The following is a 26,208-nucleotide window of genomic DNA, read 5'->3' on the forward strand; positions in this document are numbered from 1 at the left end:
TATTTATTTTATTAAACATTCTCCATTACTTTCAATGACTGATTTATACCAGTAAAAAGATTTTTTACGGATGCGCTGCATGGAGCCACTGCCATCATCCTGTTTATCAACATATACAAAACCATACCGTTTTTTCATCTCACCGCTGGAGGCACTAACTAAATCAATCGGTCCCCAAGCGGTATACCCCATCAGTTCAACACCATCTTCTTCTATTGCAGCTTTCATAGCAAGGATATGCTCACGCAAATAAGAAATACGTGCATCATCTTCAATCGTTCCATCAGCCTTTACCGTATCAATCGCGCCTAAGCCATTTTCTACAATGAACATTGGTTTTTGATAGCGATCATAGACGTGATTTAAAGTGATTCTTAAGCCTAATGGATCAATCGGCCAACCCCAATCGCTATAGGTCAGATAGGGATTCTTTGCGGAAGCAAACAGATTGCCTTCTGTTAGTTTTTCTGGTTCTTTCTGTCCACTGACACAGCGACTGTTATAATAGGAAAAGGAAATAAAATCAACCGGATACTTCTTTAAAATCGCATAGTCATCATCTTCCATATGGGGCATGCAATGTTTTCTAGTTAATTCCTTTATCGCATAGGATGGATAAGCTCCACGTGCTTGGATATCAATGAAAAAGTAACTTTCTCGATCTTTCTTCAAAGCCTCAAAGACATCTTGTGGATGACAGCTATAAGGATAGACAGAACCTGCCGCAAACATGCAGCCAATCTGATTTTCTGGATCTATTTCATGTGCTAATTTTGTGGCTAGAGCGCTGGCTATCAATTCATGATGCGCAGCCTGATATTTGATACGCTCTTCATCATCTCCATCCTCAAAATATAAACCGGCACCTAAGAATGGAGCGTGTAAGATCATATTGATTTCATTAAAAGGCAGCCAATATTTTACGATACCTTTATAACGTTTGAATAAAACTTTGCATAAACGAAGATAAAAATCAATCATCTTACGGTTTTTCCATCCACCATAGGTTTGGATGAGATGCATAGGACAATCAAAATGTACGATTGTCACAAGTGGTTCTATATGATACTTTTGGCATTCACGAAAGATGGCATCATAAAACTGCAAACCTTCTTCATTTGGTTCTTCTTCATCCCCATTGGGAAAGATACGTGTCCAGGCAATGCTCATGCGATATACCTTGAACCCCATTTCTGCCATGAGGGCGATATCTTCTTGATAATGATGATAGAAATCAACACTGTCATGTGATGGATAGTGATGGTGTTCATCACAGGTAAAGGTTTTAAGATGACCACAAATAATAGCGGAACGATCACTTCCTGAAGGACAGATATCAACATTTGCTAAGCCTCTGCCACCTTCCTGATATCCACCTTCAAATTGATTTGCGGCGGTTGCCCCACCCCATAAGAACTGTTTAGGAAAGCTCATACACATACCTCTATTTTACGATATGCAGGAAGTCTTCTCCTGCATGTATCGTGTCTTTCGCAACATCCAGTACATCTAAATACTGAGCAGAGTTGGTAATGACAACTGGTGTTTCCAGACAGAAACCTTTCTCTTTTACAAATGCTAGATCCACATTTACTAATGGTTGACCTTGTTCTACATGATCACCTTGTTTCACAAGTGCTGTAAAACCTTCCCCATTGAGCTGTACGGTATCCAATCCAATATGAATTAGTACTTCTATTCCATCATCCGATGTAATGCCGATCGCATGACGTGAAGGGAATAAAGTAGAAATCGTTCCGCTGATTGGTGCATGAAAACATCCATCTGTCGGTAAAATAGCACAGCCTTTTCCAAGAATTTCACTGGCAAAAGCATCATCCTGTACATCACATAACGCAATGATCTTACCATCAACAGGTGCTGTCAGCATGGTTTTCTTTACTAAAGGTTTTTCCATTTCCGTTGCTGTTTGTGTTTCTATCGCAGAAGTATTTGTTTTTTCAGCTTTATCTTTAAAGCTAATCATTGTGATTATAAAGGCGATGACCATCGTTAACAGGATACCGGCAATCGCAACCGTAAGATTGCCCATACTACCATCAGGCTCTATCATAGCAGGCAATTCAAAGATGCCCATGCCACCCATAGAGAACTTACGGAAGTTACAGAAGCCATAGAAACCGCCGCCGATACCTCCGGCAATACAGCTGATGATAAATGGTTTTTTCAAAGGTAATAAAATACCATAAATAGCAGGCTCAGTAACACCGAAGATGCCGGAAATAAAGTTAGGAATGCACATTTCTTTTAACTTTTTATCTTTTGTTTTTAAGAAGATAGCTAAAACAACGGCAGAAGTCGCAAAGGTACAAGCGAAGAAGGGCATCATGACCGCATCAAAGCCATTGGTCATAATATTATTGATATATACTGGAATAAAGCCCCAATGTAAACCGAAGATGACAAGAATCTGCCAAGTTAAGCCAACCACAGCACCTGCCAACATTGGAGAGAAATCACGAATCGCAATGACCGTTTCGGCTATGATCTTAGAACCAAAGGTAGCAACAGGTCCGATTAATAAGAAACCAATTGGTAAAGCAACAAGCAATGTCAACATTGGCACAAAGAAGAATTTAACCAGATCTGGAATCCATTTGTTAAATAGTTTTTCACATTTACTAGCAAAGTAAACGATAAAGATGACTGGAATAACGGTAGAAGTATAATCCATGGAAATCAAAGGAATGCCAAAGAAATCAATATAGACAGGAGAAGCAAACATCGTTCCCTCAAACAGGGTATACATAGGCTCTCCCAAGGTTGATACGGCACTGCTTTGAATAGCCGGATAACACATGATCGCACCGATTGTTAAACCAATCATTGGCTTTAAGCCAAATTTCTTTGATGCAGTGTAACCAAGATATAGCGGCAGGAAGGTAAACATCGCATCCCCAATTGCATTAATGATCATATAGCCACCGCAAGTATCGCTATACAAATGCAAAGATACAAAAAGGATATTTAAGCCTTTGATCATACCACAGGCAGCCATGATACCAAGGATTGGCTGGAAGATACCGGAGATGATATCCACAAAACGATCTAATAATTTTTCCTTTTTGCCATCGCTTTGTGTTGCCATATTGTCCATATCACCAAGATGCAATAAAGGCAGGACCTGCGCATAAACATCCGCAACTGCATTGCCAATGACAACCTGATATTGTCCACCGCTTTTCATGACGGTCACAACACCATCCAAATTCTTTAAGACTTCATCCTTTGCGATAGACTCATCTTTTAGTTTGAAGCGTAAACGAGTGATACAGTGTGTGAGGCTGATGACATTGTCACTGCCTCCGATGTTTTTCACAATTTCTTGTGCAAGTGTTTCGTAAGTAGCCATTTTAAAGTCCTCCATTTCTTCATTTTAATGAAATACACGAAACGAAGGTCAAGCCAACTCAATGTAACTATCCTTCTTAAATGCTGCTTAGCTGTCGCTTGTAACGACTTATATCAAACTCAGCTTTTCTGAGTAGATACCTGAACAATACGTGAGATATGAATGCTTAAATATAAGATTTCTTCCTCACTTAAGGTATAAGCATATTTTTTTGTTAGAAAGGCACTGATTTTATTCACACAGGCATAAGCCTTCGGATATTTTTGAATGATGACATCCAATAAGCCATCGACTTCTTGCCCGGTAAAGGTTTTGTGGGAAAAGACACGTTCGGCAAAGAATTTCAAATGGGAAATAAAGCGATCATAATAGATAGAATCCGTATTGATATCAATCGCAAAATCAATGCGAACGATACGTTCGATTTCCTGCATGAGTACCGTGATCTCTTTTACCGTCTTCGTTTGCAGATTCAACTGCGCATTTACGATATGCAGGGCAATAAAGCCTGCTTCATCTTCGCTCAATGCAACATGAAAGCGTTCTTGCACCGCTTTTACTGCATAGCGACCGACTTCATATTCATCCCGATAGAACTTTTGAATATCCCACAAGAGAACATTCTTCACATCGACGCCCTGTTTCTTACGTTCTACTGCCATATAAATATGGTCACATAAAGCAAGAATGGCATTTTCATTCATTGCCTCATTCACATGGATCTTTGCATAATTTACAATTTCTTCAGCTAATTCCACATGCTCCATCGGAATCGTTTCACACAGCTCCAACAATTTCTGATTCGCTTTCTTATCCGCTAAGGCAAATATTTTTTCAATCTTTGTTTCATCCACTTCATTGCCGGCCTGCATCTGAAAGCCTAATCCTTTTCCTGTGAGAATTTTTTCATCTGTCCCATCAATCGCAATCACAACATTGTTGTTTAAGCGCTTCTTAAATATCATCTATGCCATCCTCCTAACAAAAAAGACCCATATAAGAAACCATATGCATGAAAGCATATACGTTAATTTATACAGGTCGAGCTTGTCTTTCAACAATAACTATCCTTGTTTGCGGTTTCATTATAACAAGCCTTTTTTTAGATGTCAACGCTTTCATGATGATTTTTTGTTTGATATGCAGGTGTGTCGTGCTTTTATAAGCAGCGATTATTTGAACGATGGTTTCATTTTTCTATTGAATCATTTGCATGATCATCTCATCTTTTCTAAGCGTTGCTTATCATCATATCATGTTATAAGCACCTGTTTACTGTCAGCCTTTTCTATGATGTATTCCCTTCATTAAAATTCGTTTCTCTTATCCTTTAATACAGGGTGTACCACCTTCATCAACATTAACTTTTCTTATCTTTTTCCACACAGTAAAACCTTATATTACTCTATAAGAATTGCTTTTCATTTTTTACTTTCAATGGTATAGTATATAAGGATATTTACGCATATAAAGGCAACAATAGAAAAGACGCAAAACAAGGAGGTTTGTTTATGAGCATTATGATCGAGCGACTGGAAGGTATGGTCAACCGGTATCATGAGATTACAGAACTGATGATGCAGCCGGATATTGTCTCTGACAGCAGAGAATTGGCAAAGCTGGGAAGAGAGCAAGCAGACTTAACACAGGTCGTTGAAACCTATCAGGATTATAAACACAGTATGGAAGCCTTAGAAGAGGCAAAGGAACTGTTAAAGGAAGAAGATAAAGAAATTAAAGAAATGGCGAAGATGGAAATTGAGGAATTAGAGCCGAAGATTGAAGAATATTTAGGAAAACTGGAGATTCTTTTGATTCCTAAAGATCCAAATGATTCGCACAATGCCATTGTGGAAATCCGTGGAGCTGCCGGTGGCGATGAGGGCAATATCTTTGCGGGTGATTTGTATCGTATGTATAGCAAGTATGCGGAAAGTCAGGGCTGGAAGATTGAAATTGTTGAAATGGATGACAGTGAGGCCGGCGGTTTCTCTTTGGTATCCTTCATGGTGAAGGGTGATGGTGTGTATGGCAAGCTGAAATTTGAATCTGGCAGTCATCGCGTACAACGTGTGCCAAAGACAGAAAGCCAGGGACGTATCCATACTTCTACAGCAACGGTTTTAGTTACACCAGAGATTGAGGCTGAAGATTTTGATATTGATATGAATGATTTGGAAATTGAAACGATGCGTTCCAGTGGTGCCGGTGGACAGCATATCAATAAGACAGATTCCGCTGTTCGTATCGTGCATAAACCTACCGGTATTACAGTAAAATGTCAGGATGGACGTTCACAGCATGAAAACCGCGCAACTGCCTTAATGACGATTCGTTCTCGTGTGTATGAGGAACATCAGCGCAAGCTGGAAGAAGAGCAGGGCATGGAGCGTAGAAGCAAGATTGGTACCGGAGATCGTGCAGAGAAGATTCGTACGTATAACTATCCGCAAAACCGTGTGACCGATCATCGTATTGGTTATACCGTGAATCAGTTGGATCGCATTATGGAAGGCAAGATGCAGGATTTATTAGATGCCTTAACAAGTGCTGATCAACAAGCAAAACTGGCAGGTAATAACGAATGAGTACATATCGTGAGCTGTTAAAAGATGCCAACAAACGCATGGAAGAGGCCGATCGTGGGGAGCAGGCAGCCTTGTTGTATTTGTTGGAACTTACCAATATGGAGGCCCATAACCTTTATATGGAATATGAGCAGGAAGTACCTGCCGATATAGCCGAACAATTTGAACAGGGCTTATGTCGTCTGATTAAAGGAGAACCTTTAGGGCATGTTTTAGGTTTTGAATGGTTTTATGGCTATCGTTTCAAAGTCAATGAAGACGTATTGATTCCCAGACCGGAAACCGAAGAATTGGTGGCAAATGTATTAGCTGCTTATGATGAAGTATTTGATGGTAAACAGGTAACGGTCGCAGATATCGGTACCGGTAGTGGAGCAATCGCGATTTCCTTGAAAAAGGAAGAGGATAGATTGCACATGTTGGCAACGGATATCAGTGAAAAAGCCGTTATGGTTGCCAAAGAAAATGCCGCTGCCAATGAGGCAACCGTGTGCTTCATGGTAGGGGATATGCTGCAGCCTTTGATCGAACGCAATATTAAGCTGGATATCTTAATTTCCAATCCGCCATATATTCCCAATGAGGAAGTGATGGAGGAGAGTGTTGTTGATTATGAGCCACATGTCGCATTGTTTGGTGGTGAAGACGGTTTAAAATTCTATCGCATCATCTTTGAAAATGCGCGTAAGGTATTAAATGAAAAAGCTTTTATGGCTTTTGAAATGGGCTATGATCAAAAAGAAAGACTGACAGCATTGGCAAAAGAATATTTTCCGGAAGCTAAGATTGAAGTCTTACAGGATATGAGTGGAAAAAATCGCATGTTATTTATTTATCTGCATACGGATGCGTCTTAAGCGTATCCGTTTTCCTTTTCTAGATGAAGACAGCTTAAAATATCTTACGAATTGTCCTTGATAAAAGAAGGGTTTATAATTAATGTGCTATGATTTCCAACCGAAAGAAAAAGCGGGTAAAACAGGTGTATGTATTTTATTTGAGCATTTAGAAAAAGAAAAACACGCAACCTTTTCCTTTGTATCAAATAGGAAAAGGGGTAAGGGGTTACTTACAGATTATATGAAATAACATGAAATATTGCTGTTCAATGGATAGAAAATATTTTATAATATACCACGTAAATATGTATTTGCTTTATATATGAAGGAAGGAATGTTTATGTACCATCAGAAAACATATTTGTATGGAAAAGAGCGCTGGATAAGTTTTGGATTCTTATGTATAAGTACCTTGATTATTTTGCTGGCAGCTTTTCTGACAAATCAAATCGTGTCAAGAAGTATCTTGCTGGTGATGTCCTTATTGAATCTTTTATTAGCAGGTATGGTATTAAAAATGAATTTGCGTAGGAAACGTATTCAGAAAGAATTTATATATGAACTAGATAAAGATATTCGTAGTAAAGAGGTATTATGTCCTTCATGTGGGGCTAAGATCGGGGCAAGTGGCATTTGCCCTAAATGCGGATATTGTCGAAAGAATTAGGAGGAAACAGGATGGCAGATGTTATCGTTATCGGCGGAGGTCATGCGGGTGTTGAGGCCGCATTAGCTTGTGCTCGTTTACAGAAAGAAACAATCTTATACTCCATGCACATAGATATGATTGCATCTATGCCATGCAATCCAAGTGTTGGAGGACCTGCAAAAGGAATTGTTGTAAGAGAAATTGATGCGCTTGGCGGTGAAATGGGCAAAGCGGCAGATGCAACAGCGTTGCAGTTTAAGATGCTAAATACCACAAAAGGCCCAGGCGTGCAGTGCTTACGTGTACAATCGGATAAATTGGCTTATAAAGCTTATATGCAGAAAGTACTGTTAGCGCAGGAACATCTGGAAGTAAGAGAAATGTGCGTTGAAAAAGTCATTGCAGAAGATGGTGTCGTAAAAGGCGTTTTGCAGGCTGATGGACATATGGAAGAATGTAAGGCATTGATCATGACAACCGGTACATTCATGTCAAGCAATATACTGGTTGGTCATACCTCTACACCAAGTGGACCGGATGGAGAACCAACAACGAATTACTTATCTCAAAGCCTGCGTGATTTAGGTATTCGTACTTTCCGTTTAAAGACAGGTACACCGGCGCGTGTTTTAACAAGCTCTATTGATTTTTCCAAAACAGAAGTACAGCCCGGTACAGATGCCTTTCTTTGTTTCTCTCATGAAACAACAAACATCAGACCTTTTAAAGAACAGGCATTATGTTATTTAACCTATACCTCCCCTGAAACCCATCGTATCATTAATGAAAATCTAGAACGTTCTGCCATGTATTCCGGTTTGGTAAAGGGAGTAGGGCCTCGTTATTGTCCAAGCATTGAAGATAAATTGGTGCGCTTTGCGGATAAACAACGACATCAGATATTCCTTGAGCCAGAAAGTGAATCTTTGGATACTACCTATGTACAAGGTTTTTCAACCTCTATGCCACATGATGTACAGGAAGCTATGCTGCATAGCTTACCAGGATTGGAAAATTGTGTCATTAAAAAATATGCGTATGCGATTGAATATGATGCAATCGATCCTTTACAGTGTAAACCAACCTTAGAAAACAAGCGGATTGCTAATTTGTATACCGCAGGACAAATCAATGGAACCAGCGGCTATGAAGAAGCAGCTGCCCAAGGGTTACTAGCAGGCATAAATGCAGTCTTAAAACTGGATGGCAAAGAACCTTTTATCTTGCGTCGTGATGAGGCATATATTGGGGTAATGATTGATGATTTGGTTACCAAAGGGACAAAAGAACCTTATCGTCTATTAACATCGAGAGCAGAATATCGTTTGTTGCTGCGTCATGATAATGCAGATTTACGTTTAACACCTTATGGTCATACAATAGGCTTGATTTCAGATGCACGTTATGAAAACTTTAAAGGAAAAGAACAACAGATCATTGACTGTCTGGAATATTTAGATACCGTTCGCTTTACACCGAAATCTACTGTAAATACGTATATGCAGGAATTGGACTATGAGCCTTTAAAGGAAGGCATTAGCGCAAAAACCTTATTAAAACGTCCGAAAGTGACAATGGAAGGTTTAGCACCTTATTTAGAAAAAACCTTTGCGCCAGCCATTGCGCAGCAAGTAGAAATAGAAATAAAATATGAAGGTTATATTCAAAAAGCGAAACGTGACGCAGCTCATTTGCGACAAATGGATGCCGTCCGTTTGCCGGAACATATAGATTATCAGCGGATTCAGCATTTATCATTAGAAGCGCGACAAAAATTAAATGAAGTGCAGCCAATGACAATGGGGCAGGCTTCTCGTATCTCCGGTGTCAATCCGGCAGATATTGCCGTTTTAGCTGTTTATCTTGAACAATTAAAGCGTGAAGATCATAAAAATGAATCATGATATGTTTATTTATCTACAAGATAAAAGGTGCTTAGCATAAAAAAAGATAATGTATAAAGAGGTAAAAAATGAAACTATTATTTAAACAACGGATCTTCAGCTGGTTCGATAGCTATGATATTTATGATGAAGAACAACAGCCACGCTATCATGTGAAGGGGGTTATGTCACTTGGACATCGCCTACAAATTTATGATAGAGATGGTAATATGCTAGGCGAAATCAAAGAAAAAGCATTTAGCTTTCTGCCTAAATTTACTATGTATATCGACGGCGAAGAAGTTGGTACTATCCAAAAAGAATTAACCTTTTTACGGCCTAAATTTCATTTAACCTGTAATGATTGGGAAGTAGATGGAAACGTCATGGAATGGGATTATGCTGTTGTCAGCCAGAGTGGACATATTATGGATGTTCATAAAGAGCTGTTTCAACTTTCCGATACATATACAATGGATATCGTACATGAAAAGGATGCATTACTCTGCCTGATGATTGTATTGGCAATTGATGCGGCGAAATGTTCACAAGGTGAATAGCATCCAAATAAAGGGCTTTACAGATACGTCAAAGCTCTAACATAAAAGATATTGTTTTAATAGGTAGCTACTCGTAAAACAATATCAACCAACAAACAGAAAGCGAGTAGCTGTTGTACAGGGTGGCAAGAAAGACGAGGAAGAAGCGATTGCTTTTTGCCCGTCTTTTTTTGTCTGTTTCCAATAAAAACGATTACAACAAACGCCCATGCGGCATAAAACTACATAGGCGTTTGAATAATGTGATTTATATAAGTATGTATAATATATGGACAGTTTATAAGCATGGATAAAATTCTCGTTATATGGATTCAGCCTTTTTTATGAATTCCATAACGTTTGCATGATGGTAATTAACATAATAAAACCTCTTCCAAAAGAGAAAAACCGAATTTTGTCCTTTCTGGCCTTATTGCGTGATTACAGATAGGACACAGGATCCAATGATACATATCTAAATCCCTATTTTTTTTGCACAATGTTATGCAATCTGCTGTCTACGATAAATTTCTTTTTTCGTGGGTCACCCTCTGCCCGATATATCATCAGCTTTTTCAAATCAAAGATGGAACTCCAGACGGTTTCAAAATCTGGTTCATCATATTGACACATGAACCCGAAATTGCCTCTTAAAAGCTGTTGAGTCGCTTCTATCAGATTTCCTTTTATGTGGGTGCTGAAATTTTCCATAACCGTACGATAGCGTTTTGCAGATTGATAATCGTTTCCCTTAGCTGCGTCGTGTTGCTTCATTTCATCAGATGTAAAGCTATTAACAGTACACACAATTTTAGCATCATCGATGCTTACCGCTTCACGGATTCTTTTTTCATATGGTGTACATTCGACAACAAGCATTTCTCCACTCTTGTCTGCGATAAGAATATTACAGTTAGATGCTATTGGCAGTTTCATCAGCAGAAACAGTGCACTTTCTGTGCTATTCGCTTTTTCAAGCAAGTACCTTACGACAAAACAGGAATTAAAACCCGCTTGTATGTTTTCCAGACTAGTCATTACAAAAGTCATTGCTACGGCCAATCCATGTTCATTCACCCCTTCTTCTCCGTTAATGAAAGAAGAAGTTGTTATATTAAATCTATTCCCATTTAACGGGGAATAGATTTCACTTTTACTCCCTTTTTTCAAATATGGCGGTAAATCATTATTTCTTCCATAGATTATGTTGTTGTTTTTGGAATAGGCAAAGGCTGTACACCCCCTGATTTCTACGGGGATATTATCTTCCAGATTATACATACAGCAGCCCATGCATAACATCCATGATACAAAGGGTAGATAACTTACCCCGATGGTATCACTGACGCCCTTTATTTCTTCACATACTTCGGGAAAATACTCTTTCAATATCTGTTCGCTTTTTCTTCCATGCTCAAGTTGAAAATCATCAAGATGCAGAGGAAATGTGATATTGCTTTTTTGAAAAATTTTTCCTCTCTTAACGCCCATTTGATAATGGTCGCCTTTCAATCGTAAATGATACATATTTTATCCTCCTAATCTTTCTTTATAGCAATCCATACTTCAGAATGACCTCTTAGCGGTGTTTCTTTGGTGATAGGATATACTTCTATGTCTGGAAGTCCAGCATATGCATATCCTGAAAACGGTAGCCATTCTGTATAAAATCTTCGAAAAATGTCCTGCACATTTTCTTTAAAATCTCCTTTGTTCTCAAAGACAGCCCATACAGCAGCCGGAATTTCAAATGCAAACATACCGGATGGGACAGGTTCTTTCGTGGCTGCTGCAATATAATAAAATATCTTTTTGGGATTTTCATAAACACTAACGCCTAATATTCCTTCGGGAGATTGATGTGATAAATCACATATTTCGGAAAATAAACTGCTCTTTAAAACAGACTTCCAAAATTTTGGAATTATTCTTTGATTTTCCTCCATGTCCTCACTTAACGCAATACGAACACCTACCATACGCATGGCTTGTTTTTGTGTAATATGATAGGACATAGCGGTTTCTCCTGAAACTTGAACGGAAAAGCGAATTGCTGGATAAGCATTGAATGTATTTCCTATGCTGCGCGCAGCTGCGGGTGTGATATTATGGACGCTCTGAAATGCCCTGTTAAATGAAGTCGGAGAAGCATATCCATATTTTAAGGCAATATCAATTACTTTCGCACCTGTCCGTTGTAAATCAAACGCTGCCTGTGTCATTTTTCTGCGCCGGATATATTCAGACAGTGAAACACCTGCCACATAAGAGAAAACCCGTTGAAAGTAAAAGGTTGAACAACAGGCGATTTTTGCAGCTTCGTCATAGGATATATCACCGTCTAAATGGTTTTCTATATAATCTATGGCTGCGCTTAGCTTTCTCAACCATTCCATTTTGTGTGCCTCCTTCTATATAATCATAGCTTCTCATTACTTATTATTCCTCGCTTTTGATGCGCTCTTTTGTAAACTTATATATAGTGTAGATGAATAAAAATTTTGGTGCAAATTTTCTTTATCTATTTTGGCATTTTACAATTACCACCGTATTTAAAATTGAGAACTATCTGACAACAGATTCTAAATGCTTTTTGATAATGATGAGCATAAGCAGGAATAACTGTGGGAAGACTTCCCACCTCTTTACTAACGAGTGCAAAACGAAAAAACGGCATAACCTGTAAGTTACGCCGTTTCCTGAAAATAATTTTAATCATACTGTTTTATTGAACCGTCTTAGGCAGCTTTTTTATGTTATATGAGTTTAATCATCATCTCTTTCACTGGTCCATTTTAAGAAAGTTCCGGTTTTCGCATCAATTTCAAAATCATATTCCATTTGTTTATACTTTATTTCTCCTTCATATACCTGTTTGTCATCTTCATCATCTAAGGATAAGTGAATGTTTTTACTGGTTGCGCCAGGCACTTTCTGCAATGCGATAGAGCGAGCTTTTGCTAATGAGATAATAGAAGTAGATGGTGTGTGGTGTTTCTGTTCTTCCACATCAATATCATACTGGATAATCTTTCCGTTACTGCGGGCAATGTCATAGTCATATTCGGTATTACCAACGTAGAATTCAACGGAATACACCTTAATGCCATCTTCACGTTCTTTTTTTACTTTCAACAATTGCGTGTTGTTTTCAGTGACCTTGGCATGCGCTAAAGCAATCGCTTTCGCTTTTTCCGCACTGATTTCTTTTGTGGAATCCGATGTATTTGGCTGTGAGGATGCATGGTTATCAGTAGACTCGGTTGCCTTTGTTTGAACATTGTTTTGTGTATTCTTGTCTGCTGTTTTATCATCTTCCGTCGTCTTTTTCTTATCGTCATCTTTCATGTTGTTGGAAATGGATGAAGATAGGATTTCTCCTTTTTCTTGCGTTACCGTATAATCATATTCCTTTGTTTTTGTTTCAAATTCAATATCATATACCGCTTTGCCCTTCTTTGTTTCTTTTTCCACATGAATTTTGGTAAGCTCTGCCTCTTTTACCTTTGCATGTTCCAGCGCAATCGCTTTTGCCTTTGCTTCCCCAATGTCACTTGCGGCTGAGGATGGAGTTACGGAACTGCCACAGCCAGCTAAGATAACGGCACTGAGAAGAGTTGTCAGATATAATTGTTTTTTCATAATCGTTTCCTCCTATGCGACTCCTTCTTTACACATACACAGTACCATGGAAAGATTAAAGGAAGATTAAAGCTTTTCATCTTTTTTTAAAACGGGTAAAGTGAAAGTGAAGGTTGTACCTTTTCCATAGCAGCTCTTCACATCACATAAACCACCATGCGCTTCAATAATCCATTTTACCATAGATAATCCTAAACCACTGCTAGTGCTGTTGTTTCTGGCACTGTCACAGCGATAGAACCGATTCCATATATAAGGTAGCTGTTCTTCTGTTATGCCGATTCCATCATCATCCACAACAATCTGCACATGATCTTCCATAAGTTTTACCTGTAGGAAAAGATGTCCTTGCTCCTTACCATATTGAATTGCATTATGTAACACGTTCATCCAGAAACGAATTAACAATGTCTGATCACCATAGACCATGATGTTGTTCTGTATGTCACTTGTTACCTGTATCTGTTTCTTTTCTGCCTGTAGCTGTATTTCTTCAATGGCATAAGCACTTAATTCACTAAAGTTCAGTGGTTCCATCGTCAGCTGGGCATTACCCATATCGGCTCTCGACAACAATAACAACTGGGAGATGATATTACGCATGGCAATGGCTTTTTGTTGGATGACTTTTAACTCTTTGGCGGATGCTTCATCCTTCTGTTTCTCATGTAACAGCTGTTCACATTGCATTAGGATAGTTGTTAATGGTGTTCTTAATTCATGTGAAACATCACTGGTAAATTGCTGTTCTCGTTGTAAACTGTCTTCCATCTGCGCTAACAGTTTATCAAAGGTTTCGGCCATCTCATAAATTTCATCTTTCCCTTTTCCTAAAGCCACGCGTTTCGTCAGATTTTGTCCTTTTAAAATGGTCTGGACTCTTTGGGTAATGGTCGCAACCGGTGACAATGCTTTTTTCGCAAGAAAATAACCGGCAATTGAGCTGACGAGTACAAACAATGGCAGTAACAGTAAGCTCAAACGCAGGGTAGCATAAACGTTTTCCTGTGCATCACTGATGGATATGATACCGCGCACCATCAAAGAAGGGGCACTCTTTTTTACCTGATACTGCATATCTAACACATAAAACTTAGTCTGATTGCTTTTAATCTTGCGCACCTGTCCATCCGCAAAAGGAAGATCATACGCAAAGCCATAAGGGACTCGCCCATACACCAATTCCTGCGTTTTTGCATCATATACAGAAAGATAGACACCATCCTCTAATTCTAATATATCATTATCAAAATGATAACTGTCATGCTTATAGTCGATGTTATCAAAACTGGATGATACGTGTTCTTCTAATATTGCTTTGGTATGGGAAAGAATCTCTTGGGAGCTGTATGCGAAGAATAGCCCTATGATAAAGATGATCAAAAGCATCATTAGGGAGCTGTACAATACTGTCAGTTTGGCTTTAATAGACAATCGTTTCATACATCCACCTTCAAAACATAGCCAACACCGCGAATCGTATGCAGCAGCTTATGCGTATGCCCTTCATCGATTTTCTTACGCAGATAACGGATATAAACATCAATGACATTCGATTCTCCGCTGTAATCATAATTCCAGATATGCTGTTCCAGTTTTTCTCGGCTTAAGACAATACCGGTATTTTGCATCATATAACGTAATAATGAGAATTCCTTTGCGGAGAGATGAATTTCCTTATCAGCACGTAACACTTTATGGGTATTTGGATATAAGACTAAATCATCTACCTGATAAAAACCGGTGTGCTGATTGGATGGTTTGCGTAATAAAACACGGATTCGTGCCAAAAGTTCATCAAAGGCAAATGGCTTTACAAGGTAATCATCTGCTCCGGCATCCAATCCTTTAACTCTATCCTGAATGCTGTCTTTTGCTGTCAACATCAAAACCGGCACTTGCTTGCCATTAGCTCGCAAGGTTTGTAAAACCTCTAAACCATCTACGATAGGCATCATAATATCCAGTATGACAACATCATATTCCATGACTTGTAAAAATGCTAAGGCTTCTTCACCATTTAGGCAAGCATCAACACTGTATTGTTCTTCCCGTAATCGTTCACATACGATACGATTTAGTTCTTTTTCATCTTCGGCTAAAAGAATACGCATAAAATCACCTCATCTTCTATGTTCATTTTAGCATATTCCTTGTAATGGGGTATAGGAAATGCCAATAGGAAAAGAAAAACCAGCAGCGAGACAGGGATTCAGACCATTGTCAACTACCGGTAATTCATATATGAATCAGAGAGGCTACATTTCATCAATTAGCGTGATGATATCTTTAATCGACATGAGTTGTGCATCTGCTTCCTTCGCACGATGATGTTTTAAGATGCTGGCTGCTGTTTCTTGCATGGCTGGGAACGCACTGCGCGTTAACTGATTGGCATAGATAACGATGTTGATACCATGCGCTGCCAGCTGTTCTTCCAAGACACTATGATAGGAAGTAGGCACTACCACAATCGGGGTGTTCTTATCTTTTTGGCGAAAGGCATCACAAAAGGCAAAAATTTCATCCGGTGTTTTTTGTCTTGAATGAATCATAATGCCATCTGCCCCAGCCGCGACATACGCATAAGCACGTTGTAATGCATCCGCTATGCCTTTTTCAAGAATCAGACTTTCGATACGAGCGATGATCATAAAGTCCTCGCTTAGCTGTGCCTGTTTCCCGGCTTGGATTTTTTCACAAAAATGGGCAATGCTGTCCTGTGTCTGTTCTACATCATTACCAAATAAAGAGTTTTTCTTTAATCCTGTTTTATCTTCAATAATAATTGCCGAAACGCCAAGACGTTCCAAGGTGCGTACGTTGTATACAAAATGTTCAATCAAACCACCAGTATCGCCATCTAATATGATGGGTTTGGTAGATACATCCATCACATCATCAATGGTACGTATGCGGCTGGACATATCCACCAGTTCGATATCAGGTTTTCCTTTTGCGGTAGAATCACACAGACTGCTGATCCACATGGCATCAAACTGATCAAGTTCTTCTTTGTTTTGCACAATTGTTTTTTCGGCAATTAAAGCCGTAATGCCACTGTGGACTTCCAGTGCTTTCACGATTGGACGCAACTGTAAAAGCTGACGCAATCGTTTCCTTCGAAATTCAGGCATAGCTAACTTATCATGCATCACTTTATCGATATGCTGTACCTTTTCCGTGCGTGTATAAGGAACCTCAATGAGTTGTCCTCCCCATGTTGATAGAACCTTAAGCACGTTATCACGTATGATTTTTTGTTCGTTCGTCTTCCAATTATCACCATGAATGACATAATCCGGTTTTAACTTTTGTAAGTTTTCGGTATATGAAACCGTGGATTGCGCAACAACATGTGCAACGCCATCCAACTTTTGCATCATTTGAAAACGTTCATCAAAGGTAATTGTCGGAAAACGATCAAACTTTATCAATGCCTCATCTGTTAATACCCCTATCGTGAGCTCTCCATAGGCCTGTGCTTCTTGAATAATATGAAGATGTCCTTCGTGAATGACATCGGTACTAAAACATGCATAAACACTTTTCATGTTAGTATTCTCCTTTCAAAACGCTCATAAATTGTTCTTTATTTTCTACAGCAGTTTCTTTCGGTCTTCCTAAGTCAGCACGAGAACCTACTGCAACACCGATTTCGATAAATACCGGTCCTTGATAGTTTCTTTGTAAAGTGCTATCCAATTCTTGTAAATCAGTAATATAGAGAACATGTTTATAGCCCATGGCCTTTGCGATTTCATGAAGGGGCGTCTTAGCACATTGTGTCGGCATGCCACCAACGGATTCATGAGCAAGATTATTAAAAACGATATGGATAAGGTTCTCACAAGGCTGTTGGGCAATATAGTTCATAGAACCCATGTGCATCAGCGCAGCTCCATCGCCATCAAAACAAAAGACACGCTTATGCGGACATTTTAAGGCTATACCTCGTGCAATCATAGAGGCATGTCCCATAGAGCCTACGGTTAAGAACGCTTGTTTATGATGACCTAATATAGCATTGCTCTGTTCATAAACCTCTCGGGAAATCTTGCCGGTCGTACTGATGATGACATCTTCTGATTGCAGTGAAGAAATAACGTGTTGAATGGCTTCTTCTCTTCGTATATGGAAGCCATTTTGAAAGTGTAAGGTTTCTTCGCTTTCAAGAGCACCTTTTTCCACAACGATGGCAAATTGCTTCTTTGCTTGAAAACATTCCTGTGCTTTTTTTAGTATCTGTGAAAGGGAGAAGGCATCATCGTCTTTTTTCAACACGGCATAGGGAATTTCTAACAGCTCTAGCATAGGTAAGGTGATCGCCCCCTGAAACTTATGCTGTGGTTCATCTGCATATCCGGGCTGACCGCGATAGCCGATGATGAATAACATTGGAATCGCATATACCTTTTCATGCAGCAGACTGGTGATAGGATTTACAGCATTACCTAAGCCACTGTTTTGCATATAAACACAAGATATCTGACCGCTTGCCAAATAGATTCCGGCTGCCATAGCCAGTGCTGCACCTTCATTTACAGGCACATGATGCTGTGCAGGGCTCTTGTGCAAGTATAAATAATCACAAAAGCTTTTTAATGTGGAATCCGGAACACCAATATAATCGTGGATAGCAATTGCTTCTAAAGCATTTATCAAAGTTTCTGCTTTCATCTGTTTTCCTCCATATACATGCGTAAGACTTTTTTAAAGTGAAGAATATCTGCATCGCTGATTTCCCCTATATTACCAATCCTAAATGCATCTATACCAGGTAATTTCCCAGCATATAACAAGAAACCATGGGCTTTAAAAAAGTTGTAGAAATGCGTAAAATCAAAACCTTTCGGACACAAATATGTCGTTATGACACAAGATTGCACGTCAGGCTCTACTAAGGTATGGAAACCATACTTCGTCATACTGTCATGCAATTCTTTTTGGATATGCATATAGCGTTTACGACGTGCTGGAATGCCTCCGTTTGTTATCAGTGTTGTTAAGGCTTCTTGCAAAGCTAACATGACATGCGTTGGTGAGGTAAAGCGAAATGCGCCTTGGGTTTCTTCCATAGAGCGATATTGTTCGTACAAATCCAAGGACAGGCTAACAGCACAATGCTGACATGTATCCAAATGTGCTTTTCTGGCAAAGATGATAGCTACTCCCGGTACACCATGCAGACATTTATTCGCACTGGTTATCAGATAATCAATCCCTGCATCTGCAATAGCAATCGGTACAGAGCCAAAACTGCTCATGGCATCGACAATGCTGATTTTGTGATAGCTGCGGATACATTCTTGTATACGGTAAAGATCATTCATCACACCTGCCGTTGTTTCACAATGCACATAGGCAACATGGGTATAGCGAGGATCGGCTATCTGCTCTTTTACTTCATCGAGTGGTAAAGCTTTATCCATAGGATAATTTTTTAATGTAAATGGGATATGAGCAGTTTCACATATTTGTGCCATGCGGTTTCCATAAGCTCCATTTGCTAAAATCAGAACATGCTCATCTTGACGAATCGTGCTTGTTAAGACACTTTCTACTCCAAAGGTTCCAGAACCTTGCATGAAAATCAAAGCGTATTGCGATGGATGCACTTGTCCCAATTCGCATAGTTGTTCACGCAAAGATTGGATTATCATACGATATTCATCATCTCTAGTGCCAAGATCTTGTAACATTGCTTGCTTTACAGCAGCGCTGGTTGTTAAAGGACCCGGTGTTAATAAGACAGTAGGCTTCATTTTTAGCATCTCCTTTTGATGAATCATATAAGATAATTATATGTTCAATATCGTTATGATAATACATAAATTGAACAAATACAAGGAAAATATCAATATAAATGTTTTTTCTATCTGAATTAATCGCTATAATATGAACAAATAATAGCCTTTGTAACTAGCCGTTTGCTTCTTTCTGTATAGGATAGATACTATCCGGGAATACCTTAAGAAAGGCAGTGATAAAAAACTTGATGCAATGCTATTTACAAAAATGAAAACGGAAACATTGATGTTGTAAGCAGATGATAGTATAATGAAATTACAAGGTGAGGAGGTCGATTTTATGAAAAAGACCATTATTACAATCAGTAGAGAATTTGGAAGCGGCGGTAGAGAAATCGGCAAAAAGCTGGCTGAACAGCTGAATGTACCTTTCTATGACAAAGAACTTATCGAAATTGCTGCAAAGGAAAGCGGATTAGATAAGGAATTGTTTGAGGAAGAAGATTCTCGTACAAGCAAAGGTTTCCGTTTATTAGGTGCTCTTGGTTATTCCTTAGGAGGACCGTTATCAACAATTACTGAACTTTCCTTGAATGATCGTCTGTTTCTGGTACAATCACAGGTTATTGAGCAGGTGGCAAAGGAAGGCGCATGTGTTATTGTCGGACGCTGTGCAGATTATGTTTTAAAAGATTATGATACGGTATTAAATGTATTTATTCATGGTAATATGAAAGAGAAAAAAGAACGCGCTATTCATTCTTATGAAGTAGATGAACGCGATATTGAAAATTCTATTCATAAAATTGATAAGCGTCGTGCGAATTATTATGAGTATTATACCGATCGTAAATGGGGTCGTGCAGAAAATTATGATATTTCATTAAACTCCAGTACCTTTGGTATTGATGGTTGTGTGGAAATCATTAAAGAAGTTGCGGTCAATAAGAGTTTATAAAAAGGATGTGCATATGTAGAGCCTTCTAAAACAGAGGGCTCTTTTTGTATGAAAAAAATCCTTCAAATAGTGATAAGAATTCTGGGTATATATCATAAATCGGTGGATATTTATTCATATTTACTACGTTTGTCATTACCTTTTTGATCATTCAGATGATTACGAAGGGAATGACTTATCATGAACGCTGAAATATGGTATGATAATACACGTAATAATTTTCAGTTATGCTGATGAGGTGATGATGATGTCTGAAAAAAAAGTAGTTCGTTATAAATTAGTGCGTCATAAATGGCCGGATGAGATAGAAGCAGAGAAGAAACAAAGGAAAAGACGCATTGGCATAATTGCTCTATGTGTTATTTTCTTCTTTTCTGGATATGGTCTTAACCGATTTTTAAGCCGTTCAGATGTCACCAATGATAAAACTTTTGCTAAATTGAGTGAAGTATATACCATCATGAAAAATAAATTTTATTTTGGGAAAGATAAAGAAGACTTCAATGAGCAACTGATCAATGGAGCTATCAAGGGTATGGTCGATGCCGGCGGTGATCAGCATACGATGTATCTGAATAATGAGCAAAGTGAAAGCTTTACAAGCTCTATGGAAGGCAGTGTTGTCGGCATTGGTGTTACAATGTATGCCTTAGATGATAATACGTTTATCATCTCTGATATTATTAAGGATTCACCGGCAGAAAAAGCAGGACTTCATGCAGGTGACCAGATTTATGCAGTAGATGGCAAAGTATTAAAAAACACTTCAACAGAAGAAGTGGCTAAAAAAGTTAAAGGGGAAAGTGGCACAAAAGTGAAGCTGGAAATCATTCGCAGTGGAAAACATATAGAAAAAACGATTACCCGTAAAAAAGTAAATGGAACTGTGTTCAGTGAAATCAAGGGAGATACAGCAAAAATTGAACTAACGACTTTTGCGGAAACAAGTGGTGATGAATTTGGTCGCCATTTAGAGGATATCAAGAAAGCAAAAGTTAAACATTTGATTATTGATTTACGTGATAACAGTGGAGGCTATTTAAAAGCGGCACTACAGATTGCCAGCTATTTAATGCAGGATGATCAGGTTATTTTTAAGGAAGATGATCATGATGGCAATATCACGGAATATAAGACATTGAATGGTTATGAGCATTATACCTTTGATAAATTATTGATACTAGTCAATGGTGGAACGGCAAGTGCATCAGAGGCTTTAACAGCGGCTTTAAAAGAACAGACGCAAGCAATCGTTATCGGTGAAAAAACATATGGTAAGGGTACGGTACAGATTCCATTACCATTTAAGGATGGCAGTATGCTAAAATACACAACCGGTGAATGGATAACACCAAAAGGTAATAAGCTTAATAAAGTTGGAATTACTCCGGATATCAAAGTAGCACAGGAAGCGGCATATGTAACAGGCATGCCGCAATTAGATAAAGAAGAATTTGCTTTTGATACCGTAAATGAAGCGGCATCTCCCGTACAGATCTACTTAAAGTTTTTAGGATACGCAGTTGATCGTACGGATGCCTATTTCTCTTATACCTCTGCAAAAGCATTAACACAGTATCAAAAAGATCATGGATTGAAAGCGGATGGAAAGATTCGCGAAGAAGTCTGTAGATCACTGGTATCAGACTGCCTTAGAAAATGGCGGAGCGATCCATATAAATATGATTTACAATTAAAGAAAGCGATGGAAATAGCAAATGAAAAATGAGGAAAAGCTATTTGATTTAGTATCAGAATATCAGCCTCAAGGAGATCAACCTAAGGCAATCAAAGAGCTTGTAGAAGGCATAAAGGAAGGAAAGAAACAGCAGGTTTTGTTAGGGGCAACCGGAACGGGTAAGACCTTTACGATATCGAATGTCATTGCACAGGTCAATAAACCTACGCTAGTGTTTGCGCATAATAAGACGTTGGCTGGACAGCTGTATTCAGAATTTAAAGAATTCTTTCCTAATAATCGTGTGGAATATTTCGTATCTAACTTTGATTATTATCAGCCTGAAGCCTATATACCAAGTTCTGATACCTATATTGATAAGAATGCCACAACCAATATGGAATTGGATATGCTTCGAATGGCAGCCGTCAATTCGATACTGGAACGAAGAGATACGATTATTATTGCGTCTGTAGCCTGTATCTATGGTGCCAGTAACCCAGAGCAATATCGGGATATGTTTTTCAGTATTCGCGTAGGGGATATCATAGATCGTAAGGAATTAATGGGGAAATTGGTAGCACGTCAGTATCAGCGCAATGATATGGATTTAATACGTGGTACCTTCCGTGTACGTGGTGATGTGATTGAGGTGGCACTTGGACATACCGATTCTTATATCTTGCGTATTGAGATGTTTGATGATGAAATTGAACGTATTTGTGAAGTAGATCCTTTGACTGGTAAGGTACAAAACGCTTATACGGTATATGTTGTGTATCCGGCAAGTGGCTATGCGACAAAGCAAGAAATTATCAATCGTGCCGCAGATACGATCGGTGCGGAATTAGAAGAACGCTTAAAAGAACTTGATAATGAAGGAAAGCTGCTAGAGAAACAGCGCTTGGAACAACGTACTCGTTATGATATGGAGGCATTGCGTGAATTTGGCGTATGCCCCGGTATAGAAAACTATTCTCGTCATATCGATGGACGAAAACCAGGGGAACGTCCTTATACCTTATTTGATTACTTCCCGGATGATTTTTTATTGGTCGTAGATGAAAGTCATGTATCTTTGCCACAGATTCGTGGGATGTATAATGGCGATCGTGCAAGAAAAGAAACTTTGGTGAATTATGGATTCCGTTTGCCAAGTGCATTGGATAATCGACCGCTGCGTTTTGAAGAATTTGAAAAAATGTACCATCAGGCAGTCTTTGTTTCCGCAACACCGGGAGATTATGAAATGGAGAAGACGCATGGTGAAGTCATTGAACAAATCATACGTCCTACAGGATTGTTAGATCCTAAGGTTGAAGTTCGTCCAACACAAGGACAAATTGACGATCTGGTGGATGAGATAAAAACTCGGATCGCTCGTAATGAGCGTACCTTGATAACCACATTAACCGTGCGAATGGCAGAAGATTTATCCAGCTACTTGAAAGGGATGGACTTTAAGGTTGCCTGGCTGCATCATGAAGTAAAAACAATTGAGCGAACGGAAATCATCCGTGATTTGCGTCGTGGGAAATATGATGTATTGATTGGTATCAACTTGCTAAGAGAAGGTCTGGATATTCCGGAAGTTTCCTTAATAGCGATATTAGATGCGGATAAGGAAGGCTTCTTGCGTAGCGAACGCTCTTTGATTCAGATCATTGGACGTGCTGCCCGTAATGCGCATGGTGAAGTTATCATGTATGCCGATACGATTACCGGCAGTATGCAGAAAGCTTTGGATGAAACAGCCAGAAGACGTGAAATCCAGATTGCTTATAATAAGGAACATGGAATCACACCAAAAACAATCATCAAGCCGATTCATGAGGTTGTTCGCAGTAAAGAAACACAGGAAATGACGGCGAAATATATGAGCAAAAAAGCCAAAGTAACAAAGAAGGATAAAGAAAAACTCTTAGTAAATTTGGAAAAGGAAATGAAAGAAGCGGCAAAAGTGCTCGATTTCGAGCGAGCTGCGGAATTACGCGATATTTTGATTGAATTACGTAATTCATAATCACTAGTAAGGAAGAAGGAGATGGGGCAATGTTAAAAGATAAGGATAAGAAGTTAAATCGTTTGACGATGAAACACATTATATTCATCATCACCTATACCATTGCCTTGGTTTGGGTCATTTTACATATTGATCAGGTCATGGGTACTTTACAGATGATCATAAATTTATTAAAGCCATTTATTTATGGTATTATGATGGCATTTGTCTTTAATCTGCCAATGAAGTACTTTATGAAGAAACTGCCTGCATCCTTGGGAAAAGGTAAACGTGCAGTGGCAGCCTTGTTATCATTGATCATTATTATAGGTGTGATCACCTTTATCTTTTGGATTGTCATGCCGCAAGTAATTCACAGTGTTACCACACTGGCAAATGCATTGCCGGGGTATTTAGAAGAAGTGCAAAAGAATATTCAAACGGCGATTGAGAATAAACAGATACCGGAAGAAGTTTTAAAACAAATTGAAACCTATGCGATGGATATTCAAAAAATGGCGGTTAATATCGTAAAGAATGGGTTGCCTCATCTCATTGATATGGCAAGTGGCTTTGCGAGCAGCATTGCGAATATCTTTATGGCTTTGGTAATTGCGGTCTATCTGACAATTTCCAAAAACCGCTTAATAACCCAAGCAAAAGAATTCTTATATGCCTTTACATCAAAGCGGGTAAACGAGTATTTACTAAAGGTTGCACATTTAACCAATGTAACCTTTGCTAATTTTGTTACCGGGCAATTAGTAGAAGCAATCATCATCGGTATCCTTTGTTATATCGGATGTCTGATTTTACAATTCCCATATGCGCCGATTCTTAGCGTAATCATTGGCTGCACGAATATTATCCCTATCTTTGGAGCAATCTTCGGTGTAGGTTTAAGTGCCTTGCTTGTTGCTTTTGTTGATCCGCTGCAAGGAATCTTCTTTATTTTGTTCGGTATTTGTCTACAGCAATTTGAGTCTAATCTCATCTATCCACGTGTTGTGGGGAATACAGTAGGCTTATCTGGTTTATGGGTGTTATTTGCAATCACGGTAGGCGGAGGTTTCTTTGGTTTTGCCGGTATGTTATTGGGCTTGCCGATTTTCTCCATCATCTATGCTTTATTGCGTGAAGAAATGCATCGGCGAAGCAGTTTGAAAAGACAAAGTGATGAAGGAGAAAAGTCAAAGCAACCTTTGCCAAAACAAGCATCATAAAAAATAAACAAGGCGGTAGGAAGTCATACATTCTTATCGCCTTGTTTTATGATCGGTGTTTGAGCTTTCAAGAAGCGTTTCATAGTGCTGTATGACTTCTTCATAAAAAGCATTCGTTTCTTCCACAGAATAAACCATTTCTGTGTCCCATAAATTCGCTAAAAAGTCATAAATACAATGATTTAAACTATTCTCCTTAAAGAAGAAGGTACTTTTATCCATATCTTCTCCGTAATAGAAAATAATATTCGTTGGAGAATAACAGCTGATAGAAAGGATGCTTTCAAAAGAAAAGTATTCTTCTTTTAATAGGAAGTCAGTTCTATTATCTTCTTGATTTTGTTTTAAGATCTTACGCAGGACATAAAGGCGTTCTGCTAATGTGGTTGGTTCATATAAAAAGGAAGGTATTTGAAAATCACGTCCATTTTCCATAAACAATAACACACCTTGCTTCGTAAAATAATTTACGGAATTTTAAAACGTCCTGCTGCAGCCAAGGTACAATTAAGTACAACGAAAAAGACGATGTATAAAGGACAGAAATCTTCCTTAAAAGCCAGCGTCTTACCTTCAAAAGCACCTCAGAATGTTACTTGGTCGAGTAGTAATAAAAAAATTGAAACGGTGGATAAATATGGTAAAGTCAGCGCAAAAGCCACAGGAAGTGTAACCATTACAGCGAAATCATTGAATGGGAAAAAAGCACAATGTATTGTAAAGGTTGTAAATGCTCCTTCAAAGGTGACTTTAAATTATAAGAACAAAACATTGAAAAAAGGATCTTCTTTCACCTTAAAAGCGACACTGGCACCGAAAGGAACCATTCAAACAGTTACCTGGTCAACATCTAATAAGAATGTTGTGACCGTCAGTGCAAAAGGAAAGGTTACAGCTAAGAAAAAAGGAACTGCCTATATTTATGCACGTAGTGTAAATGGCAAAAAAGTTTCCTGTAAGATTGTTGTAAAATAATGCTAATTGAACAGCATGAGAAAATCTGCTGTTCTTTTTGTGCGACAGGCAGTCGCTATAATTCAACCATGTACAGGCATGGTTGAATTTTCTTTCTTATTAAGGATTG

The 26,208-nt window shown here is 38.7% G+C and carries 22 protein-coding genes; 10 read left to right on the forward strand and 12 right to left on the reverse strand.

Going from position 1 to position 26,208, the window contains the following annotated elements; genetic code table 11:
• Positions 1–3: 3 nt before the first annotated feature.
• The 3 genes from ACESSZ_RS13405 to licT form a co-directional block, all read right to left on the reverse strand.
• Complete coding sequence (locus ACESSZ_RS13405) at positions 4–1,434, reverse strand: 6-phospho-beta-glucosidase (protein ID WP_008691235.1); 1,431 nt, start codon at positions 1,432–1,434, stop codon at positions 4–6.
• A 10-nt stretch (positions 1,435–1,444) separates the two neighbouring features.
• The gene (locus ACESSZ_RS13410) at positions 1,445–3,373 is read right to left on the reverse strand and encodes a beta-glucoside-specific PTS transporter subunit IIABC (RefSeq protein ID WP_119983617.1); all 1,929 of its coding nucleotides are present in this window, start codon (positions 3,371–3,373) and stop codon (positions 1,445–1,447) included.
• A gap of 119 nt (positions 3,374–3,492) precedes the next feature.
• Complete coding sequence (gene licT, locus ACESSZ_RS13415; protein ID WP_008691237.1) at positions 3,493–4,338, reverse strand: BglG family transcription antiterminator LicT; 846 nt, start codon at positions 4,336–4,338, stop codon at positions 3,493–3,495.
• A 546-nt stretch (positions 4,339–4,884) separates the two neighbouring features.
• On the opposite strand from licT, the gene prfA reads away from it, so the two are divergent.
• The 5 genes from prfA to ACESSZ_RS13440 all read left to right on the forward strand — a co-directional run bounded on the left by prfA (position 4,885) and on the right by ACESSZ_RS13440 (position 9,892).
• A complete protein-coding gene (gene prfA / locus ACESSZ_RS13420) occupies positions 4,885–5,961 on the forward strand; it encodes a peptide chain release factor 1 (protein ID WP_008691238.1) in 1,077 nt (358 codons plus the stop codon).
• Positions 5,958–6,818, forward strand: a complete 861-nt coding sequence (gene prmC, locus ACESSZ_RS13425; RefSeq protein ID WP_008691239.1) for a peptide chain release factor N(5)-glutamine methyltransferase — start codon at positions 5,958–5,960, stop codon at positions 6,816–6,818. Before prfA ends, prmC begins: the two co-directional genes overlap by 4 nt.
• A 322-nt stretch (positions 6,819–7,140) precedes the next feature.
• A complete protein-coding gene (locus tag ACESSZ_RS13430; protein WP_008691243.1) occupies positions 7,141–7,467 on the forward strand; it encodes a hypothetical protein in 327 nt (108 codons plus the stop codon).
• Positions 7,468–7,478: 11 nt separating this feature from the next.
• Positions 7,479–9,353 (forward strand): tRNA uridine-5-carboxymethylaminomethyl(34) synthesis enzyme MnmG, encoded by a 1,875-nt coding sequence (gene mnmG, locus ACESSZ_RS13435; RefSeq protein ID WP_008691245.1) that lies wholly within the window; start codon positions 7,479–7,481, stop codon positions 9,351–9,353.
• A 68-nt stretch (positions 9,354–9,421) separates the two neighbouring features.
• Positions 9,422–9,892: an LURP-one-related/scramblase family protein gene (locus ACESSZ_RS13440; protein ID WP_008691246.1), complete on the forward strand. Its 471-nt coding sequence runs from the start codon at positions 9,422–9,424 to the stop codon at positions 9,890–9,892.
• Between the two features lie 462 nt (positions 9,893–10,354).
• Here ACESSZ_RS13440 and ACESSZ_RS13445 read toward each other — a convergent pair whose 3' ends face one another.
• The 8 genes from ACESSZ_RS13445 to ACESSZ_RS13480 form a co-directional block, all read right to left on the reverse strand.
• The gene (locus ACESSZ_RS13445; RefSeq protein WP_008691247.1) at positions 10,355–11,398 is read right to left on the reverse strand and encodes an acyl-CoA--6-aminopenicillanic acid acyl-transferase; all 1,044 of its coding nucleotides are present in this window, start codon (positions 11,396–11,398) and stop codon (positions 10,355–10,357) included.
• A gap of 11 nt (positions 11,399–11,409) precedes the next feature.
• Positions 11,410–12,267 carry an AraC family transcriptional regulator gene (locus ACESSZ_RS13450; RefSeq protein WP_008691248.1) on the reverse strand — a complete coding sequence of 286 codons (858 nt, stop codon included), beginning with the start codon at positions 12,265–12,267 and terminating at the stop codon, positions 11,410–11,412.
• Positions 12,268–12,637: 370 nt separating this feature from the next.
• Positions 12,638–13,513 carry a PepSY domain-containing protein gene (locus ACESSZ_RS13455; RefSeq protein WP_008691249.1) on the reverse strand — a complete coding sequence of 292 codons (876 nt, stop codon included), beginning with the start codon at positions 13,511–13,513 and terminating at the stop codon, positions 12,638–12,640.
• Positions 13,514–13,579: 66 nt separating this feature from the next.
• A complete protein-coding gene (locus ACESSZ_RS13460) occupies positions 13,580–14,956 on the reverse strand; it encodes a sensor histidine kinase (protein ID WP_331866889.1) in 1,377 nt (458 codons plus the stop codon).
• Positions 14,953–15,627: a response regulator transcription factor gene (locus ACESSZ_RS13465; protein WP_132225564.1), complete on the reverse strand. Its 675-nt coding sequence runs from the start codon at positions 15,625–15,627 to the stop codon at positions 14,953–14,955. Before ACESSZ_RS13465 ends, ACESSZ_RS13460 begins: the two co-directional genes overlap by 4 nt.
• A gap of 144 nt (positions 15,628–15,771) precedes the next feature.
• Positions 15,772–17,067, reverse strand: coding sequence for a phosphoenolpyruvate mutase (gene aepX / locus ACESSZ_RS13470; RefSeq protein ID WP_132225562.1), 1,296 nt, complete (start codon positions 17,065–17,067; stop codon positions 15,772–15,774).
• A gap of 1 nt (position 17,068) precedes the next feature.
• Positions 17,069–18,193 carry a phosphonopyruvate decarboxylase gene (gene aepY / locus ACESSZ_RS13475; RefSeq protein ID WP_331866888.1) on the reverse strand — a complete coding sequence of 375 codons (1,125 nt, stop codon included), beginning with the start codon at positions 18,191–18,193 and terminating at the stop codon, positions 17,069–17,071.
• The gene (locus ACESSZ_RS13480) at positions 18,190–19,278 is read right to left on the reverse strand and encodes a 2-aminoethylphosphonate--pyruvate transaminase (protein ID WP_331866887.1); all 1,089 of its coding nucleotides are present in this window, start codon (positions 19,276–19,278) and stop codon (positions 18,190–18,192) included. Before ACESSZ_RS13480 ends, aepY begins: the two co-directional genes overlap by 4 nt.
• 325 nt (positions 19,279–19,603) lie before the next feature.
• On the opposite strand from ACESSZ_RS13480, the gene ACESSZ_RS13485 reads away from it, so the two are divergent.
• From ACESSZ_RS13485 to ACESSZ_RS13500, 4 genes are all read left to right on the forward strand, one after another.
• A complete protein-coding gene (locus tag ACESSZ_RS13485; protein ID WP_008691257.1) occupies positions 19,604–20,221 on the forward strand; it encodes a cytidylate kinase-like family protein in 618 nt (205 codons plus the stop codon).
• 247 nt (positions 20,222–20,468) lie between these two features.
• The gene (locus ACESSZ_RS13490) at positions 20,469–21,950 is read left to right on the forward strand and encodes a S41 family peptidase (RefSeq protein ID WP_230326990.1); all 1,482 of its coding nucleotides are present in this window, start codon (positions 20,469–20,471) and stop codon (positions 21,948–21,950) included.
• Complete coding sequence (gene uvrB, locus ACESSZ_RS13495) at positions 21,940–23,922, forward strand: excinuclease ABC subunit UvrB (RefSeq protein ID WP_008691259.1); 1,983 nt, start codon at positions 21,940–21,942, stop codon at positions 23,920–23,922. Before ACESSZ_RS13490 ends, uvrB begins: the two co-directional genes overlap by 11 nt.
• Positions 23,923–23,951: 29 nt before the next feature.
• Complete coding sequence (locus ACESSZ_RS13500; RefSeq protein ID WP_008691261.1) at positions 23,952–25,124, forward strand: AI-2E family transporter; 1,173 nt, start codon at positions 23,952–23,954, stop codon at positions 25,122–25,124.
• 33 nt (positions 25,125–25,157) lie between these two features.
• Here ACESSZ_RS13500 and ACESSZ_RS13505 read toward each other — a convergent pair whose 3' ends face one another.
• The gene (locus tag ACESSZ_RS13505) at positions 25,158–25,559 is read right to left on the reverse strand and encodes a hypothetical protein (RefSeq protein ID WP_331866885.1); all 402 of its coding nucleotides are present in this window, start codon (positions 25,557–25,559) and stop codon (positions 25,158–25,160) included.
• A gap of 15 nt (positions 25,560–25,574) precedes the next feature.
• Here ACESSZ_RS13505 and ACESSZ_RS13510 point away from each other — a divergent pair, with 15 nt between their 5' ends.
• Positions 25,575–26,099 (forward strand): Ig-like domain-containing protein, encoded by a 525-nt coding sequence (locus ACESSZ_RS13510; RefSeq protein WP_331866884.1) that lies wholly within the window; start codon positions 25,575–25,577, stop codon positions 26,097–26,099.
• The last annotated feature ends 109 nt before the right edge of the window (positions 26,100–26,208 follow it).

This window comes from Eubacterium sp. 3_1_31 (assembly GCF_964249515.1).
Classification (GTDB): domain Bacteria; phylum Bacillota_I; class Bacilli_A; order Erysipelotrichales; family Erysipelotrichaceae; genus Longicatena; species Longicatena caecimuris.

What these genes read in the sequence shown, in the direction of transcription:
- ACESSZ_RS13410 (WP_119983617.1), bottom strand. Translation starts at nt 3,373, where the DNA reads ATGGCTACTTACGAAACACTTGCACAAGAAATTGTGAAAAACATCGGA.
- ACESSZ_RS13465 (WP_132225564.1), bottom strand. Translation starts at nt 15,627, where the DNA reads ATGCGTATTCTTTTAGCCGAAGATGAAAAAGAACTAAATCGTATCGTA.
- prfA (WP_008691238.1), top strand. Translation starts at nt 4,885, where the DNA reads ATGAGCATTATGATCGAGCGACTGGAAGGTATGGTCAACCGGTATCAT.
- ACESSZ_RS13480 (WP_331866887.1), bottom strand. Translation starts at nt 19,278, where the DNA reads ATGAAGCCTACTGTCTTATTAACACCGGGTCCTTTAACAACCAGCGCT.
- aepX (WP_132225562.1), bottom strand. Translation starts at nt 17,067, where the DNA reads ATGAAAAGTGTTTATGCATGTTTTAGTACCGATGTCATTCACGAAGGA.
- ACESSZ_RS13430 (WP_008691243.1), top strand. Translation starts at nt 7,141, where the DNA reads ATGTACCATCAGAAAACATATTTGTATGGAAAAGAGCGCTGGATAAGT.
- ACESSZ_RS13405 (WP_008691235.1), bottom strand. Translation starts at nt 1,434, where the DNA reads ATGAGCTTTCCTAAACAGTTCTTATGGGGTGGGGCAACCGCCGCAAAT.
- ACESSZ_RS13445 (WP_008691247.1), bottom strand. Translation starts at nt 11,398, where the DNA reads ATGTATCATTTACGATTGAAAGGCGACCATTATCAAATGGGCGTTAAG.
- ACESSZ_RS13440 (WP_008691246.1), top strand. Translation starts at nt 9,422, where the DNA reads ATGAAACTATTATTTAAACAACGGATCTTCAGCTGGTTCGATAGCTAT.
- mnmG (WP_008691245.1), top strand. Translation starts at nt 7,479, where the DNA reads ATGGCAGATGTTATCGTTATCGGCGGAGGTCATGCGGGTGTTGAGGCC.
- ACESSZ_RS13500 (WP_008691261.1), top strand. Translation starts at nt 23,952, where the DNA reads ATGTTAAAAGATAAGGATAAGAAGTTAAATCGTTTGACGATGAAACAC.
- ACESSZ_RS13450 (WP_008691248.1), bottom strand. Translation starts at nt 12,267, where the DNA reads ATGGAATGGTTGAGAAAGCTAAGCGCAGCCATAGATTATATAGAAAAC.
- ACESSZ_RS13505 (WP_331866885.1), bottom strand. Translation starts at nt 25,559, where the DNA reads ATGGAAAATGGACGTGATTTTCAAATACCTTCCTTTTTATATGAACCA.
- ACESSZ_RS13460 (WP_331866889.1), bottom strand. Translation starts at nt 14,956, where the DNA reads ATGAAACGATTGTCTATTAAAGCCAAACTGACAGTATTGTACAGCTCC.
- licT (WP_008691237.1), bottom strand. Translation starts at nt 4,338, where the DNA reads ATGATATTTAAGAAGCGCTTAAACAACAATGTTGTGATTGCGATTGAT.
- uvrB (WP_008691259.1), top strand. Translation starts at nt 21,940, where the DNA reads ATGAAAAATGAGGAAAAGCTATTTGATTTAGTATCAGAATATCAGCCT.
- aepY (WP_331866888.1), bottom strand. Translation starts at nt 18,193, where the DNA reads ATGAAAGCAGAAACTTTGATAAATGCTTTAGAAGCAATTGCTATCCAC.
- ACESSZ_RS13490 (WP_230326990.1), top strand. Translation starts at nt 20,469, where the DNA reads ATGTCTGAAAAAAAAGTAGTTCGTTATAAATTAGTGCGTCATAAATGG.
- ACESSZ_RS13455 (WP_008691249.1), bottom strand. Translation starts at nt 13,513, where the DNA reads ATGAAAAAACAATTATATCTGACAACTCTTCTCAGTGCCGTTATCTTA.
- prmC (WP_008691239.1), top strand. Translation starts at nt 5,958, where the DNA reads ATGAGTACATATCGTGAGCTGTTAAAAGATGCCAACAAACGCATGGAA.
- ACESSZ_RS13485 (WP_008691257.1), top strand. Translation starts at nt 19,604, where the DNA reads ATGAAAAAGACCATTATTACAATCAGTAGAGAATTTGGAAGCGGCGGT.